We start from the raw sequence: 13,114 nt of genomic DNA on the forward strand, positions 1-13,114 counted from the left end.
GTTGAGAATCGAAACCATGGCGGGGCCGGAACCAAACCCGCCCTGCCCGCTCCCACACTGCACCATGCCTTCACGCCTGTCCCATCGCCTCGCAGCCACTCTCATTTTTATAGCTGCCAGCGCTTTATGGACAAGCGCTAGCGCTCAATTTGGCTCTAAATTGACCAACCAGGGCAGCAGCACCGTCACCACGCCCCATGTGCAGGCCGAGCTGATCGCCCACGCGCCGCAGGGCGTCACCCCCGGCCAGCCGCTGTGGCTGGGCCTGCAAATCACCCACCAGCCCGACTGGCACACCTACTGGAAGAACCCCGGCGACTCGGGCCTGCCCACCGAGCTGAGCTGGCAACTGCCCGCCGGGCTGGATGCGGGCGACATCGCCTGGCCCGTGCCGCACAAAATCGCCATCGGCACCCTGGCCAACTATGGCTACGAAGGCACCGTGCTGCTGCCCGTGCCCGTCACAGTGCCCAGCACCTTTGCCCCCGGCCCGCTGGCCAAAGACATCACCGTGCAGCTCAAAGCCTCGTGGCTGGTGTGCCGCAAAGAGTGCATTCCCGAAGAGGGCCAGTTCACCCTGCAGCTACCCATCCGTAGCACCACCGCGCTGAACGGCGCCGCCTTTGACGCCGCCCTCAAGGCGCAACCCCAGGCACTGCCCAGCGCCACGGCGAGCGACGCCCGCCAGGCCCGTGTGGACGGCGACAGCCTGCAGGTGCGGGTGCAAGGCCTGCCCGCCGCGCTGCACGGCAAAACGCTGGACCTGTACCCCGAGACGCCTGAAGTGCTGCACAACGCCGCCCCCGGCACCCAGCAGTGGGATGGCACGGTATGGACCGCACGCATCCCGCTGGCCGAGCAGCGCAGCGGCAGCCCCACCCTGCTGCCCGTGGTGCTGGCCGAGCGCGTGCAAGGCACCACACCCCGCCCCGGCTACCGGGCCGAGCTGCAGGTGCTGGGCACCTGGCCTGCGGCAGCCACCAAGGCCGCGGTATCGCCCGCGCTAGAGGCCGCCCTGCAAGCCAATGCGGCGATCGCATCGGGCAGTGGTGGCCCCTTGGCGCCTTCGGGGGCCTCCAGCCTCACGCTCACCGCCGCGCTGCTGGGCGCCTTGCTGGGCGGGCTCATCCTCAACCTCATGCCCTGCGTGTTCCCGGTGCTGGCCATCAAGGTGGTGGGCTTTACCCGCCATGCGCAAGACCGGCGCGCCCACCGTACCAGTGGCCTGGCCTACACCGCTGGCGTGGTGCTGTCGTTCCTGGCCCTGGGCGCCCTCATGCTGGGCCTGCGGGCTGCGGGCGAGGCCGTGGGCTGGGGCTTTCAGCTGCAGTCGCCCGCCGTGGTGGCCGCACTGGCCGGGCTGTTCACCCTCATCGGGCTGAACCTGGCGGGGGTGTTTGAGTTTGGGAACATGCTGCCCTCCTCCGTCGCCAGCCTGCAGGCACGCCACCCCGTGGCCGACAGCTTCTTGACCGGCGTGCTGGCCGTGGCCGTGGCATCGCCTTGCACGGCGCCGTTCATGGGCGCATCCATGGGCCTCACAGCCACGCTGCCAGCGGCGCAAGCCCTCGCAGTTTTTGCCGCCCTGGGCCTGGGCCTGGCGCTGCCTTATCTAGCTGCCAGCCTGTGGCCCGCTGTGGCACGCGCCCTGCCTCGCCCCGGCGCATGGATGGACACCTTCCGCCGCTTCATGGCCTTCCCCATGTTCGCCACCGTGGTGTGGCTGGTGTGGGTGCTGGGGCAACAAAGCGGCATCGACGGCGCAGCCGCCCTGCTGATCTTGCTGGTGGGCCTGGGCCTGCTGGCCTGGTCACTGGCCCTGCAAGGCCGCGCACGGCGCTGGCTGGGCAGCGTGGCCACCGTGGCCATGGCCCTGCTGCTGTGGGCCTTTGGCCCCCACGTCACGCGCATGGCCGATCTGGCGGAAGCACCCGCCAGCAGCACCGCCACCACGGCCATCACCGCGCAAAGCTGGCAACCCTGGGCCCCCGGCGCCGCCGAACAGCTGGTGGCCAGCGGCCGCCCCGTGTTCGTGGACTTCACCGCCGCCTGGTGCGTGACCTGCCAGTACAACAAGAAAACCACCCTCGCCAACGCTGAGGTGCTGGCCGACCTGCAAGCCAAGAACGTGGCCCTGCTGCGCGCCGACTGGACGCGCCGCGACCCGCGCATCACCACCGCCCTGGCGCAACTGGGGCGCAATGGGGTGCCGGTGTATGTGTTCTACCGGCCGGGCAAGCCGCCGGTGGTACTGACCGAGGTGCTGAGCGTGGACGAGGTGCGCAGCACCATTGCCGAGTTGTAGGGCAACGACAGGCTCGCTACCCAGCGGTGGCGCCTTCATTTCTGGCTCACTAAGATGCGGCGATGCACTGTGAACAATGCCACCGCCCACTGGCACATGCTGAGGATATTTGCCCAGTGTGTGCCGTGGAGCTGTCTCAGTCCACCGAAGCCGTACCGGACCTCACGGGCGCCGGGGGCCGCTTTCAATGCCCCGCGTGCCACGGAAAATTTGACCACTGGACCACCGCGCTGCATCCAGCCAATGCGCGCTGGTATGTGCCACAAGACCACAAGCCGACCTGCCCCAGGTGCGCGGCACCGCTGGAATGGAAGCGCTTGCCGGAGCCCCTGCAACTTCCACAAGACTTGCAGGGCATTGCGCTAGGCACGGCCTGGGCGCTCTGGAGCACCGTCCCGCCCGCACTCAATCAATGGATCAAAACGCAACTGGGCTGGGGGTTCGTCATCCTGACGCCGCTGGCATTGATCGCGCTCTTTTTTCTTGCCGTGCGCCCTGCCATGTGGACCACGGCGGGCCAAGGTACAGGTCACTTTGTCTTATCACACAGCACCGGGGCTTCGCGCAGAAAACCTTGGATGACTTTGCTGAGCATCGTGGGGTTCGCAGGCTGCTACTGGGCAACGCCGCAGGACCACAAACTCACTGTGTGGGCTGCGGGATTCGGCCTTGCCGTCATGGGATGCCTGCTCGCCGTTATCTGGCGCATCCGCACCGAAAAGCGATTGCGCAGGTCAGCACCCTGACCTGCTGATACCGCAGCACCCCATGCAGAGGTGCTGCGGTGAAAAAGCCCGGTCACGCAGCGGAGACCGGGCTTTTTGCTTACAAGCTCTTGAGCGCCACCACGTCCTTGCCCTTGAACGTGAACACCGTCACGGCCGAGGAGCGCAAATCATGCTTGGCGTCGTAGGCAAACTCGCCCGTCACGCCCATGTATTTGCCAGCGGCGATGTGCTCGGTCACCTTCTTCACGTCCAGCGACTGCGTGGCTTCCACGGCCGCGGCAATCAGGTGCATGCCGTCGTAGAACGCAGCGGCGTAGGTCAGCGGGTCGCGCTTGTATTCAGCACGGTAGGTGGCAGCAAACTTCTGGCCCTTGTCGCTGCGGTCGAGCATGGAGCCGCCCTGGGTGCAGAAGGTGTTGAGGTCACCCGTGACCTGCGACAGCATGGCGGTCTCTGACGAGCAGATGCCGTCGCCGCCCAGCAGGGCCGCCGTAATGCCCAGCGCGCGCATTTGCTTGAGCAGCGGGCCGCCTTGAGGGGAGTAGCCGCCGTAGAACACGGCATCGGCCTTGGCCGCGCGGATGTTGGTCAGGATGGCGCTGAAGTCGGTGGCTTTATCGGTGGTGAACTCGTTGGCGACGATCTTCAAGCCCAGGCGCTTGGCCTGTTCGGTGAATTCGCGCGCCACGCCCTGGCCGTAGGCCGTGCGGTCGTCGATCACGGCCACGGTCTTGATCTTCAGGTCTTGCGCCGCGTAGGTGGCCATCTTGGCGCCCAGCTGGTTGTCGCTGGCCCCGATGCGGAACAGCGTGGCATAGCCCTGCTCGGTCACCTTGGGGTTGGATGCCACGGTGAAGACACCCATGCCAGCATCGGCCAGCACGCGGGATGCGGGCATGGTGACGCCCGAGTTGTAGGGGCCCAGGACGAACTTCACCTTTTGGTCAGACAGCCGCTGAGCGACTTGCACGCCTTGCTTGGGGTCGGCCCCGTCGTCGTTGATGTCCAACTCGAACTGCACGGCCTTGCCGCCCACCTTGATGCCCTTGGCATTGATTTCCTTGAGGGCGAGCAAAGCGCCATCACGGTTGTCGATGCCGTTGGCGGCCTGGGGGCCGGTCACGGGGCTCATGAAGCCGATGCGCACCCGCTCTTGGGCAGACACGGAGAAGGCGGCAGTCAGACCGCAGGCGGCCAGCGCCAGCACGAGGGCTTGTTTTTTCATAGCTTGTTTTTTCATTGGAAAGGTACTCCTCAGGATAGGGGCAGCGCGCAGATCGTGTCCGGCCCGCCGCCCGCGCAGGAGTATGCAGCAAAGGGCCCGCCGCTCCGGGGCTGTCCGGCCTGCGCCCCAACCTCGCTGCGGGCAGGGTTGTCGCCCCCTTTGCCACAATGGGCCACAAAGACAGGACCCTCGCATGCCAGCCGATCCCCATCTGCCCATCTTTGAGCGCACCCAGACCATCGCCATCGTTGGCCTATCACCCAAGCCCGAACGCGACAGCCACCATGTGGCGCAGTACCTGCAGGCGCAAGGGTTTCGCATCGTGCCCATCAACCCTGCGGCCAACGAAGTGCTGGGCGAGCGCTGCTGGCCTTCATTGACCGAAGCCGCAAAGCACCACCGCATTGACCTGGTGGATGTGTTCCGGGACAGCGCCGCCGTGCCCCCGATTGCCGACGAAGCCATCGCAATTGGCGCCCAAGCGCTGTGGCTGCAAATTGGCGTGCGCCACGATGCCGCGCTGGCCAAAGCCCAGGAGGCCGGGCTGGCGGTGGTGCAAGACCACTGCACGCTGGTGGAGCACCAGCGGCTGCGGGCTGTTGGTCTGTTGCCACCCCATTGACGCTGGGGCCAGCGCCCACAAAGCAGCAGGCTAGCGCCCGCGTGCCCAACGGCGCCTGCGCTGCAGAGCGGGGGTTAGCCACAGCAGTTGAACGGCGGCATAGCCCAGCAGTGCCATCAGGGCCGCCAAGGTGGGCAAGCCCACCAGCAGCGGCGTGCCCAAGGCCTGCATCCAGGTGACCAGCGCTTGCACAGAGAAGTCACCACCTGGGGCCACGCTGCCCCACGCAGGCAGGGGCTGCTCGCCCGGCATGACCAAGGCCCCCAGGTAAAAGGCCAGCGCGTACAGCGGCACGGTGGTGAGGGGGTTTGTGTAGAACGTGGCCACGCCTCCGGCCACGATGTTGCCGCGCAGCCAGGCGCACACCAGCAAGGTGCCCGGAATCTGCAGCGGCCCGGGGATGAGTCCACAGAACATGCCAGCCGCCACGCCCCGCGCCAGGGGCTGGCGCTGAAAGCGGAACATCGCCCGCTGCTCCAGCCAGGGCTGAAAGCGTGCCAGCCAGCTCCCCTCTATCCGGCCCCGCACCTGTGGCTCCAGCCCACGCAGCCAGCGGCGCAGGGTGCACAGCATTTGCATCATGGGCCCCTCAACCCATCAGCACTGCGGCCGCAGTGCCTGCGCCCCACAGCGTCGTCAAAGTGGCCAGCAGCCCCACGTCTCGCAGCTCGCTGCCCGCCCAGCGGGCCGTTACCGTGGCGATCAGCAGGGCAACCAGCATGCACACCATTACCGATTCAAGCATGTCCATGGTGTGCGCCTTTCAGTCCTTGGGGGGCAGAGCAGCAGGCTGGCCGCCGTGCGCGCTTTCACCCGAGCTGCGCAGCGACAGGATGATGGAACCCGCAATCAGCGAAGCGGTGACCAGCAGCGCGTAGCCAATCGGGATCTTGACCAGGTCGATGAGCAGCATCTTGCCGCCGATGAACACCAGCACCAGTGCCAAGCCATAAGCCAGCAGGTGAAAGCGGTTGGCCAGATCGGCCAGCAGAAAGTACAAAGCGCGCAGGCCCAGGATGGCAAAGATGTTGGCCGTGAGCACGATGAACGGGTCGCTGGTGATGGCGAAGATGGCCGGGATGCTGTCTACCGCGAAGATGATGTCGGTGGTGCCGATGAGCACCAGCACCACGAACAGCGGGGTGTAGTGCTTGGCGCCGTTGATCAGCGTGGAGAGCTTTTCGCCATCGAACTGATCGGTGATGCGGATGCGCCTTTTCAGGAACTTGAGCACCGGGTTGGTCGCGATGTCAGGCTCTTGCCCCGCAGCAAACCACATCTTGGCGCCGGTGATGACGAGGAACGCACCAAACACATAAAGCAGCCAATGGAAGGTGGCCAGCAGCCAGGCGCCCGCCAGGATGAGCAGCGTGCGCAGCACGATGGCGCCGATGATGCCGATGATGAGCGCGCGCTTTTGGTACTGGGGTGGCACCGCAAAGTAGCTGAACAGCATCAGGAAGACAAAGATGTTGTCGATGGACAGGCTCTTTTCCACCAGATACCCGGTGATGAACTGCATCGATACCGTGTTGGCCACCTCGCGGCCTTGGGTGCCGTTCAGGTACCACCACAGGATGGCGACAAACACAAACGCCAGCGAGAACCACAGCGCGCTCCAGCGCAGCGCCTCGCCCATGGTGACCTTGTGCGCCCCCTGGCGCTCCATCACCAGCAAATCAATGCCGATGGCCACCACCACAAAGACGGCAAAACCCGCCCACATCCACCAGGTTCCTATTGTTTCCATGCGTCCTCTCCAAAAAGTTGTTTGCCCGCCCATGCGGGAAGCCCGCACACAGCCCCGCACTGTAGGGATACAGCCACTCTTTAAAAACCTGTCATATTGATAGTATTGGTTCGGTTTTTACGAACCAATGCACTCCATTGGACTGCCCCAAACGCACCACGCCCCCGAGGTCGCCATGAGCCAAAGCTTCAACTACCGCCACCTGTACTACTTCTGGGTGGTGGCCAAAGAGGGTGGCATTGCCCGCGCTGCCGAGCGGCTGGACATGGCCGTGCAAACCATCAGCGCCCAGGTGCGCGAGCTGGAAAAAGCGCTGGGCGTGAGCCTGCTGCGCAGCGAAGGGCGTAACCTGGTGCTGACCGACGCCGGGGTGGCCGCGCTGCACGAGGCCGACCACATCTTTGCCCTGGGCGAGCAACTGCCCCACCGGGTGCGCGAAGCCGCCACGGGCCCCACGCTGCGGCTGAACCTGGGCATATCGGACGGCATTGCCAAGCTGGCGGTGCACCGGCTGCTGACCCCGGTGCTGGACGAGCCCCATCTGAAACTGCTGTGCCACGAGGGCGAGTTCCAGCCCCTGCTGGGCGAGCTGGCCATGCACAAGCTCGATGCCGTGCTGGCCGACCGCCCCGCGCCCCCCAACCCCGCGCTGAAGACCACCAGCCAGCTGCTGAGCACCAGCGCCGTGGCCTGGTACGCCCCTGCCGTGTGGGCCGATGCGGCCAGCCACGCCTTTCCCAAAAGCCTGGGCGTCGTGCCGGTGCTGCTGCCCACCGACCACGCCGCCATGCGCGCACGCATCGACCACTGGTTGGAGCGCGAACGCATCCGCCCTCGCATTGCGGGCGAGTTTGAAGACAGCGCCTTGCTGAGCACCTTTGCCGCCACTGGCATGGGCGTGATGCCTGCGCCCGTGTTCCTGGGCGAGCACCTGAAAGCCACCCACGGCCTGGTGCACGTGGGCACCACGCCAGAGGTGGAGGAGCACTTTCACCTCATCTACAGCGCCCGCAAGGTGATGCACCCGCTGCTGCTGCGCTTGCTGAGCCCAGCGGGCTGAGTACCCGTTCAAACACTGCCTGGGCCACTCACCTCACCTCACATCGGCCCCTGCACCCAACACGGACAGTTACGCACACAAAAAGGGCAGCAGCCGTGCATCACGGTCCACGGTGCCACAAAGTGAGGCGAGACGGGAAAACCGCCGTAACCCATTGATTTGTATAGCACCGCATTGCCTGCCTTTTTCTCAGGCAACGCAAGCAAAGCCAATGCTGACAAGGCCTTGCGAAGGGTGCCACCGGGATATCAACAAAGTTATCCACAGAAATCCTGAACTTCCGGCGAAAGCCCTGGCAAATCAAGCACTTGCGGTGCAATCTGCACAATCCACAGAAAAAAAGACCTGCAACCGGGGTGGTGCTGCAAACGCGTCGGCCGCACTTGTGCACACCAATCGGTGGGCGCGACATGCGCGGCTGCATGCCCGCCCATAGCACAAGCGCAGCACCAAAAACCTGTCAGATGATTGATTCATAAGGACTTTTTACCTTGCCCAATTACAAGGCAATCTGTCCAAAGCCTTATGCCATGCGGGTTTGGCGCAAGTGCCGACAGCATGTCAACAAAGTTATCCACAGAAATTTGGGATGATTGTTGTCCCGTGTCCAGGGCACGCAAGTTCATGCCGTTTGCGCGCTGGGCGAGGCCTTTGCCCTGCAGAGGCGTTGGTACAGAGATATGCTGTGGCGCGTGGCCCAAAACTGCTCATAACACGCCACTGCCTCCGGCCTTCCGCCACCCGCCGCCCGTCTGCGGCCCCTCTTGCACACGCCAACGCCATGTCCTCATCGACTTCTTTGTGGAGCCCCCTGCGCCAGCCTGCCTTTCGGGGCATGTGGCTGTGTGGCGGCGTGTTCTTCATTGGCAATGGGATGCAGGCCATGGCGGCGGCCTGGCTCATGGTGGAGCTGACGGGCTCCTCGTTTTTGGCGGCGCTGGTGCAAACCGCCGTGTTTTTGCCCATGTTTTTGCTGGCGCTGCCCGCCGGGGTGCTGGCCGACACGACCGACCGCCGGCGCTTGATCTCTGGCGCGCTCATCGCCCAGACCCTGGCGTTTGCGCTGCTCACGCTGCTGGTGCTGGCGGGCTGGGGTGGGCCCGCCACGGTGCTGCTGCTGGTGTTTGTGGGCGGGTGCTGCACGGCCATGCTGACCCCGGCCTGGAACTCGTCGGTGATCGACCCGGTGCCGCGCGACGAATGGCCCCAGGCCATCACGGCGGTGAGCATTGCCTACAACGCCGCCCGCGCCGTGGGCCCCACCTTGGCCGGGCTGGTGTTTGCGCAATTGGGTGCGGGGTGGGTGTTTGCGGTGTCGGTGCTGTCCACGGTCGTCATGTGGGAGTCGATTCGCCGCTGGCCGCCGCGTGCACATCCGCCCTCACGACTGCCACCCGAACGCCTGTGGGGCGGCATGCTCAGCGGCCTGCGCTTTGCCTGGCACTCTGAGCTGATCCTCGCCCAGCTGGTGCGGGTGATGGCGTTCAGCGGCGCGGGATCGGCCCTGTGGGCGCTGCTGCCGGTGATTGCAGCGCGCCAACTGGGCACGGGCGCGCAAGGGTTTGGCCTGCTGATGGGCTGCCTGGGCACCGGGGCGGTGGCCGTGGGGCTGGTCATTGGCAAGCTGCGCGCGCGCTTCAGCCTGGATGCGATTGTGCTGGTCAGTTGCCTAGTGTTTGCAGCGGCCATGCTGGTGGCGGCACTCACCAAATCGGCCCCACTGGTGTACCTGGCCATGGTGCTCGGTGGCGCGGCGTGGATGTCGGCCATGTCCACCTTCAACACGGCCACCCAGGCCAGCGCTCCCCCCTGGGTGCGCTCGCGGGCAGTGGCGCTGCACATGGTGTCTACGCTGGGGGCGTTTGCGATTGGCTCGGCGTTTTGGGGCGCGGTGTCGGACGTGGTGGGCCTGACCCCCACGCTGTGCGTGGCGGCGGCGGCCATGGGCATTGGCCTGCTGCTGGCGCGCTCCATGCCCTTGCGCATGGGGGCACTGCACGAGGTGACCCCCGCCACGCCGTGGGACGAGTTGTTCATCGAAGCCGAGCCGCTGCCCGAGGCCGGGCCCGTGGCGGTGGAAATTGGCTACCGCATTGCGCCCGGCGCCGATGCCGCCTTCCTCGAATCCATCAGCCGCCTCAAGGCCCCACGCCGCCGCGATGGCGCCACCTTCTGGCGCGTGTACAAAGACCTGGGCGAGCCTTCGCGCTACGTGGAGCGGTTCATCGTGGAATCATGGGCCGACTACCTGCACCAACGCGCCCGCGCCACAGTGGCCGACCAGACCCTGGAGACCGAGGTGCGCACCTTCCTCGCGCCCGGCGAGACTGCCAGCATGTCGCACTACATCGCAGAACGCTGAAGCGCACCACGGCGAGGCAAGCAAGGCAGGACTGCGGTCTTGCCCTAGATCAATGTGGGCGCAATCCCCAAGGCGTGCGCGCCACATGGCCTGGAAGGTCTGGCACTCACCCTGCGACAATCAGCGGATGAGCTACGCCCCCCTCACCAACGACACCTTCCTGCGCGCGTGCCGCCGTCAGGCCACCGATTACACCCCCCTGTGGCTGATGCGCCAGGCCGGCCGTTACCTGCCGGAGTACAAGGCCACGCGCGCCCAGGCGGGCAGCTTCATGGGCCTGGCCACCAACGTCCAGTACGCCACCGAAGTGACGCTGCAACCGCTGGAGCGCTTCCCACTCGACGCAGCCATTTTGTTCAGCGACATCCTCACCGTGCCCGACGCCATGGGCCTGGGACTGACCTTTGCCGAGGGCGAGGGCCCGCGCTTTGCCAAGGTGGTGCGTGACGAAGCCGCCGTGGCCGAACTGGCCGTGCCCGACATGGACAAACTGCGCTACGTGTTCGACGCCGTGACCAGCATCCGCAAGGCACTCAATGGCCGTGTGCCCCTCATCGGCTTCTCGGGCAGCCCCTGGACGCTGGCCTGCTACATGGTCGAAGGCAAGGGCAGCGACGACTACCGCCTGGTCAAAAGCCTGATGTATGCGCGCCCCGACCTGATGCACCGCATCCTGACCATCAATGCCGACAGCGTGGCCGCCTACCTGAACGCCCAGATCGACGCGGGCGCCCAGGCTGTGATGATTTTTGACAGCTGGGGCGGCGTGCTGGCCGATGGCGCCTTCCAGGAGTTCAGCCTGGCCTACACCCGGCGGGTGCTGGCGCAGCTTAAGCGCACCGGCGTGGACGGCACCGACGTGCCCCGCATCGTCTTCACCAAGGGCGGCGGCATCTGGCTGGACGACATGAAGGACATCGACTGCGAAGTGCTGGGCCTGGACTGGACGGCCAACCTGGGCCGCGCCCGTGCCATCGTCGGTGGCCAGGTAGGCGGCCCCGGCAAGGCGCTGCAGGGCAACATCGACCCCAACGTGCTGTTTGCGCCACCTGCGCAAATCGAGCAGCAGGTGCGCCATGTGCTCGACAGTTTTGGCACCCCGCACACCGACCGCACCACCACCGGCCCGACCCACATCTTCAACCTGGGCCACGGCATCAGCCAGTTCACGCCCCCCGAGCATGTGGCAGCGCTGGTCGAAGCGGTGCACAGCCACTCGCGCGCGCAGCGCCAGCGCGGCTGAACAGAACGCCGTCCTGCCGGAATCCACCGGGCCTGCGCAGGCCCGGTTGTGCACAGCCCTGGTGCATACCTAAAAATCCCAAACGCTAGGCCGGTGGCGATTGATATTTTCAAACGTCATCGGCCTTGCGCCGCTAAGTGGTTGATTCGTATAGCACCACACCGGTTGCCACTTTGCTAGGCAACCTACCCCAACCCCAGCATTTCAAGGGGTTGCGGCGCGCATCCAGGGGATATCAACAAAGTTATCCACAGAAATTCTGGATTTCTTGCAAACCCTCGCCAAATCAAGCACTTAGCGGCCAAAGTGCACCCACTACGCCAAGCACTGGTGACGGCCGCTCACACATTGCGCAGGCCCCACCTATTGACGACGCTGAACATTGCACTTATGCACACGCAGCGGCAGGCAGCAGAGCCACCACTGGGTGGCAAGCCTTAGCACAGAAAAAACCCGTAAAAACCCTTCAGATGATTGATTCATAAGGATTTTTTCTGTACTGCCTATTTGCCGGGCATTCTGTTGAAAGCCTTATGCCACGCGGGTTTAGCACGGGTGGCTACAGGCTTTCAACAAAGTTATCCACAGAAAAACGGGATGAGTGCACGGCACCCGATGGAACCCGTCGATGGGCAAGTGTGTGCACATGTGGATATATGCCAAATTGGCCCCTAGCGCTCATGCAATAAGCGCAAGCAGCTATCAATACAGTAGCAAAACCACACATGGCGGCACGGCAGGATCCCACACACGATCGGCTACCCCGCGTGGCTGGCAAAGTAAACCACCCGCCAACCACGGCCCGGCAACCAGCGCAGGCGCACACCCAGCAGGCAAGTGCCTTCAAACTCGACACGCACCTCGTCCATGTCTACGCGCTGCCCGCGCAGTGCCCGGCGCAGGCGGTTTCCATGGGTTTGCAATGGCGATGTGCCCACCACGCGCCCCGACCGGCAACTGTGCCTGGCAGCTACGGCCTGCAGCGCCTGGGGTGTGGCGCCCGTGTAGCCCCCTTGCGTCGTCAGGGCCCAGGCCTCAGCGTACTGGTCCTGCTGCAAATGGCCCAAAAAGCGCTCGGCCACCGCAATAGGCTCGGTAGGCTGGTGCGCAGACCGGGCCCAGAGGCCAAAAAGCAGCCCGGCGAGCCCCAGCAAGCCCAAGGCACCCAGCGTCCAATTTTGGGTTTTCTTGTCCAACAAAGCACCCCTTTTGCCCGCCACCCCAACACGGCAGCCACTGCCCCAGCACAGTGCACGACGCGGCACCTACGCACAGGTGCACCGCACCCAGCCTCTTTTTTCTGATCCGGCGCAATTTTCTGGAAAAAATCGCCAAGGCATCGCTAAGTGGTTGATTTTATTCACATCGACACCACTGCCTTTTTCATGGGCAAACCACTGAAAGGCCCGATTTCACGGGGCTGGCGCGCGGTACACAGCGGATATCAACAAAGTTATCCACAGAAATTTGGGATTTCTCGCAAACCCTTGAAAAATCAACCATTTAGCCCGCACAGTGCATCTGAAGCAGGAATTTCACCGCACGGCGCTAGCACAAATTGACCGGGGCCAACGCTATTGACGCCAGCCCCGCACTGACTTATGCACACGGCGCCCGCTACGGCAGCCACACCCACCCAGCCCAGGCACTAGCACAGAAAAAACCCGCAAAATTCGTTCAGATGATTGATTCATAAGGATTTTTTCTGCGCTGCCCATTTACTGGGCATTCTGTTGAAAGCCTTACGCCATGCGGGTTTAGCGCGGGTGGCTACAGGCTTTCAACAAAGTTATCCACAGAAAGACTGGAAGACTTGTGA

Annotated in this window: 12 protein-coding genes; 7 read left to right on the forward strand and 5 right to left on the reverse strand. The window is 64.5% G+C overall.

Features of this window, described 5'->3' with window-relative positions:
* The first annotated feature begins 64 nt into the window (after positions 1 to 64).
* Both CLU86_RS14950 and CLU86_RS14955 read left to right on the forward strand, forming a co-directional pair.
* Complete coding sequence (locus CLU86_RS14950; protein WP_099742161.1) at positions 65 to 2,305, forward strand: protein-disulfide reductase DsbD; 2,241 nt, start codon at positions 65 to 67, stop codon at positions 2,303 to 2,305.
* A gap of 317 nt (positions 2,306 to 2,622) precedes the next feature.
* Complete coding sequence (locus tag CLU86_RS14955) at positions 2,623 to 3,051, forward strand: hypothetical protein (protein WP_143226714.1); 429 nt, start codon at positions 2,623 to 2,625, stop codon at positions 3,049 to 3,051.
* Positions 3,052 to 3,130: 79 nt separating this feature from the next.
* On the opposite strand, the gene CLU86_RS14960 is transcribed toward CLU86_RS14955, so the two are convergent.
* The gene (locus CLU86_RS14960; protein WP_099656819.1) at positions 3,131 to 4,258 is read right to left on the reverse strand and encodes a branched-chain amino acid ABC transporter substrate-binding protein; all 1,128 of its coding nucleotides are present in this window, start codon (positions 4,256 to 4,258) and stop codon (positions 3,131 to 3,133) included.
* 193 nt (positions 4,259 to 4,451) lie between these two features.
* On the opposite strand from CLU86_RS14960, the gene CLU86_RS14965 reads away from it, so the two are divergent.
* Entirely contained in the window at positions 4,452 to 4,880 is a 429-nt protein-coding gene (locus tag CLU86_RS14965) for a CoA-binding protein (RefSeq protein WP_099742163.1), read from the forward strand.
* A 30-nt stretch (positions 4,881 to 4,910) separates the two neighbouring features.
* Here the strand turns inward: CLU86_RS14965 and CLU86_RS14970 are convergent, their stop codons facing one another.
* From CLU86_RS14970 to CLU86_RS14975, 3 genes are read right to left on the reverse strand one after another with little or no spacing between them, the layout of a single operon-like run.
* Complete coding sequence (locus CLU86_RS14970) at positions 4,911 to 5,462, reverse strand: DUF2062 domain-containing protein (protein WP_099742164.1); 552 nt, start codon at positions 5,460 to 5,462, stop codon at positions 4,911 to 4,913.
* Positions 5,463 to 5,469: 7 nt separating this feature from the next.
* A complete protein-coding gene (locus CLU86_RS22925) occupies positions 5,470 to 5,631 on the reverse strand; it encodes a hypothetical protein (protein WP_162995887.1) in 162 nt (53 codons plus the stop codon).
* Between the two features lie 12 nt (positions 5,632 to 5,643).
* Positions 5,644 to 6,630, reverse strand: a complete 987-nt coding sequence (locus CLU86_RS14975) for a TerC family protein (RefSeq protein ID WP_099742165.1) — start codon at positions 6,628 to 6,630, stop codon at positions 5,644 to 5,646.
* Positions 6,631 to 6,805: 175 nt separating this feature from the next.
* On the opposite strand from CLU86_RS14975, the gene CLU86_RS14980 reads away from it, so the two are divergent.
* The 3 genes from CLU86_RS14980 (at position 6,806) to hemE (ending at position 11,295) form a co-directional block, all read left to right on the forward strand.
* Positions 6,806 to 7,690, forward strand: coding sequence for a LysR family transcriptional regulator (locus CLU86_RS14980; protein WP_099658825.1), 885 nt, complete (start codon positions 6,806 to 6,808; stop codon positions 7,688 to 7,690).
* Positions 7,691 to 8,471: 781 nt separating this feature from the next.
* Positions 8,472 to 10,052 (forward strand): MFS transporter, encoded by a 1,581-nt coding sequence (locus CLU86_RS14985; RefSeq protein WP_099742166.1) that lies wholly within the window; start codon positions 8,472 to 8,474, stop codon positions 10,050 to 10,052.
* A gap of 127 nt (positions 10,053 to 10,179) precedes the next feature.
* Positions 10,180 to 11,295 (forward strand): uroporphyrinogen decarboxylase, encoded by a 1,116-nt coding sequence (gene hemE, locus CLU86_RS14990; protein ID WP_099742167.1) that lies wholly within the window; start codon positions 10,180 to 10,182, stop codon positions 11,293 to 11,295.
* 758 nt (positions 11,296 to 12,053) lie between these two features.
* Here hemE and CLU86_RS14995 read toward each other — a convergent pair.
* Positions 12,054 to 12,491: a hypothetical protein gene (locus CLU86_RS14995; RefSeq protein WP_099742168.1), complete on the reverse strand. Its 438-nt coding sequence runs from the start codon at positions 12,489 to 12,491 to the stop codon at positions 12,054 to 12,056.
* Between the two features lie 150 nt (positions 12,492 to 12,641).
* Here CLU86_RS14995 and CLU86_RS23075 point away from each other — a divergent pair, with 150 nt between their 5' ends.
* Positions 12,642 to 12,857 (forward strand): hypothetical protein, encoded by a 216-nt coding sequence (locus tag CLU86_RS23075; RefSeq protein WP_143226715.1) that lies wholly within the window; start codon positions 12,642 to 12,644, stop codon positions 12,855 to 12,857.
* Positions 12,858 to 13,114: the final 257 nt, after the last annotated feature.

It is taken from the genome of Acidovorax sp. 62 (assembly GCF_002754495.1).
GTDB lineage: Bacteria > Pseudomonadota > Gammaproteobacteria > Burkholderiales > Burkholderiaceae_C > Acidovorax.